Raw genomic sequence first — 2,482 nt, forward strand, 5'->3', positions numbered from 1 at the left:
CCCCGCACCACCACCCGCGTCGTCCTCCCCGGGATCGTCGAGCCGTCCGGGCTGCTCCTCGAGCAGGCGCCGGTCGAGCCTCCCGCGGCCGGCGAGCTGCTCGTCGCCGTCGAGGCCACCGGCATCTCGTTCGCCGAGCAGTCGATGCGCCGCGGCCGCTACTTCGCCCAGCCGCGGTTCCCCTTCACGCCCGGCTACGACCTCGTCGGCCGGGTCCTCGCGGTCGGCCCCGGCGGCGACGCGTCGTTCGAGGGCCGCCGCGTCGCCGCGCTCACCAAGACCGGCGGCTGGACCGGGCACGCCCGTGTCGCCGCCCGCGACTGCGTTCTCGTCCCCGACGCGGTCGCGTCGGAGGACGCCGAGGCCGTCGTGGTCAACGGAGTGACGGCGTGGCAGATGCTGCACCGCGCGGCCCGGGTCTCCCGCGGCGACACGATCCTCCTGTTCGGCGCGAACGGCGGAGTCGGCGGCCTCGTGCACCGCCTTGCACGCCTCGAGGGGATCCGCGTGATCGCCGCCGCCTCGCCCCGCCACCATGAGACCCTCCGAGCGGCCGGAGTGGAGCCCGTCGACTACGCCGATCCCGACCTCGCCGCTCGCGTGCGCGAGCTCGCTCCCGGCGGAGTGCAGGCCGTGTTCGACAACGTCGGCGGAGCGACGACCCGGCTGGCGTGGTCGCTGCTCGCGCCCGGCGGCACCCTCGTCGCGTACGCGATCGTCAGCGCGAGCACCGGGAGTATCTGGCCCCCCTTCCTCCGCCAGCTCGCGCGGATCCAGGCCTACCAGCTCGCCCCCAACGGCCGGCGCGCGGTCTTCTACGACCTCTGGGCGGGCCACTCGCTGCACCCCGCGCGCTTCCGTGCGCGGCTCGAGGAGGACCTCGGACGCGTGCTCGGACTCCTCGCCGACGGCTCGCTGACGGCCAACATCGCCGCCCGCTTCCCGCTCACGGGGATCGTCGAGGCGATGGAGCTCGCCGAGTCCCGAACGCTCGACGGCAAGGTGATCCTGCTGCCGTGAGCGGGGTCCGTCCGGGCGGAGGGTGATTCCGGCGCGGAGGCGCCCGGTCGGCGAGCAGGGGAGAATGGCGCGGTGGACACGGGACTGGTCGAGGTGCTGAAGGCGCTGGGCAATCCCACGCGACTGCAGATCATGGAGTGGCTCCGCTCTCCCGAGGCGTCGTTCAGCGAGTTCGAGCCGATCGCCGACCGCGCCGAGTTCGGGGTCTGCGTCACCCATCTCGCCGCGAAGAGCGGTCTCGCGCAGTCGACCATCTCGTCGTACATGGGATCCCTGGAGCGCGCGGGCCTCGTCCGCTCGACGCGCGTGGGGAAGTACACCCACTACCGGAGGAGCGACGCCGACGTCGCCGTGCTCCTGAAGCGGCTCGGAGCCTCGATCTAGCGACGTATCGCGAATCGTCGATATGATCGGCCGCATGACCGATGCTTCCGAGGCCGCTCCCGCTCGCCGTGCTCTGCTCGTCCACGCCCATCCCGAGGAGCGGTCCTTCTCCTCGGCGCAGGCGGACGCGGTCCTCGAGCAGCTGAGGGCCGACGGCATGGAGGTCCGCCGGCTCGACCTGTACGCCGAGGGCCGGGACCCGGTGCTGCACCGCGACCAGTTCGCGTCCGGCTCCGGCTACTTCAAGCCGCAGGCGCAGCAGATGACCGCGGTCCTCGAGAAGACGCTCGGGGAGCCCGTCGCGAGCGATCTCGACGAGCTGCTGCAGGCGGATCTCCTGGTGCTCTCGTTCCCCCTGTGGTGGTTCTCGATGCCGGCGATCATGAAGGGCTGGATCGACCGCGTCTTCGTGATGGGCGCGACGTTCGGAGGCGAGCACGGCGTCTTCGCCGAGGGCGGCCTGCGCGGCAGGAGCGCGATGCTCCTGCTGACGACGGGCGGCGGCGAAGCGGCCTTCGCGCCCGGCGCCGCCGACGGCTACGGCGACCTGCAGTCGTTCCTCTTCCACATCCATCGCGGGATGCTCGAGTTCGTCGGCTACGACGTCCTGCCCCCGGTGGTCACCTACGGTCCCGCCCGCCTCGACGCGGCCGGACGCGAGGACGCCCTGCAACGGGCTCGCGCGCAGGCGTCCGCATCGACGGCCCGGCTGCGCGGCGCCTAGCCTTCGCCGCTGTGCCTCCCGGCCGCCCTCAGACCCGCGACCGGCTCGCGTGCGCGCGGGCCTTCATCCGGTTGCCGCACGTCGCCATCGAGCACCACTTGGCGGTGCCGGGGCGGCTGCGGTCGAGGAGGAAGAGGTTGCACTCGTCGTTCGCGCAGGCGCGGAGCCGCCCGGGGAACCGGGCGTTCACAGCGGACCAGGCGAGGACCGATTCCACCGCGAGTCGATCCGGCTCGGGAGCGCTCAGCTCCCACACGACGCGCTCACCGGTGACGCGCGGGGTGCGCACGGCGTGCGCGACCAGGTCCGCGAGCTCCGCGACGGCCGCGGGCGCACCCGAGCGCACGACGGCCT

At 73.2% G+C, this 2,482-nt stretch carries 4 protein-coding genes; 3 read left to right on the forward strand and 1 reads right to left on the reverse strand.

Features of this window, described 5'->3' with window-relative positions:
• From C5C82_RS16945 to C5C82_RS16955, 3 genes are all read left to right on the forward strand, one after another.
• On the forward strand, positions 1–1,020 hold a 1,020-nt coding region (locus C5C82_RS16945), incomplete at its 5' end, for a medium chain dehydrogenase/reductase family protein (protein WP_219814866.1).
• Between the two features lie 72 nt (positions 1,021–1,092).
• Positions 1,093–1,404, forward strand: coding sequence for a helix-turn-helix transcriptional regulator (locus C5C82_RS16950; protein WP_258066171.1), 312 nt, complete (start codon positions 1,093–1,095; stop codon positions 1,402–1,404).
• Between the two features lie 34 nt (positions 1,405–1,438).
• Positions 1,439–2,128 carry an NAD(P)H-dependent oxidoreductase gene (locus tag C5C82_RS16955; protein WP_104336092.1) on the forward strand — a complete coding sequence of 230 codons (690 nt, stop codon included), beginning with the start codon at positions 1,439–1,441 and terminating at the stop codon, positions 2,126–2,128.
• A gap of 28 nt (positions 2,129–2,156) precedes the next feature.
• Here the strand turns inward: C5C82_RS16955 and C5C82_RS16960 are convergent.
• On the reverse strand, positions 2,157–2,482 hold a 326-nt coding region (locus C5C82_RS16960; RefSeq protein WP_146086031.1), incomplete at its 5' end, for a CGNR zinc finger domain-containing protein.

This window comes from Rathayibacter sp. AY1D5, assembly GCF_002932515.1.
Lineage (GTDB): Bacteria > Actinomycetota > Actinomycetes > Actinomycetales > Microbacteriaceae > Rathayibacter.

Coding starts and splice junctions, on each gene's coding strand:
- C5C82_RS16955 (WP_104336092.1), top strand. CDS start 1,439: ATGACCGATGCTTCCGAGGCCGCTCCCGCTCGCCGTGCTCTGCTCGTC.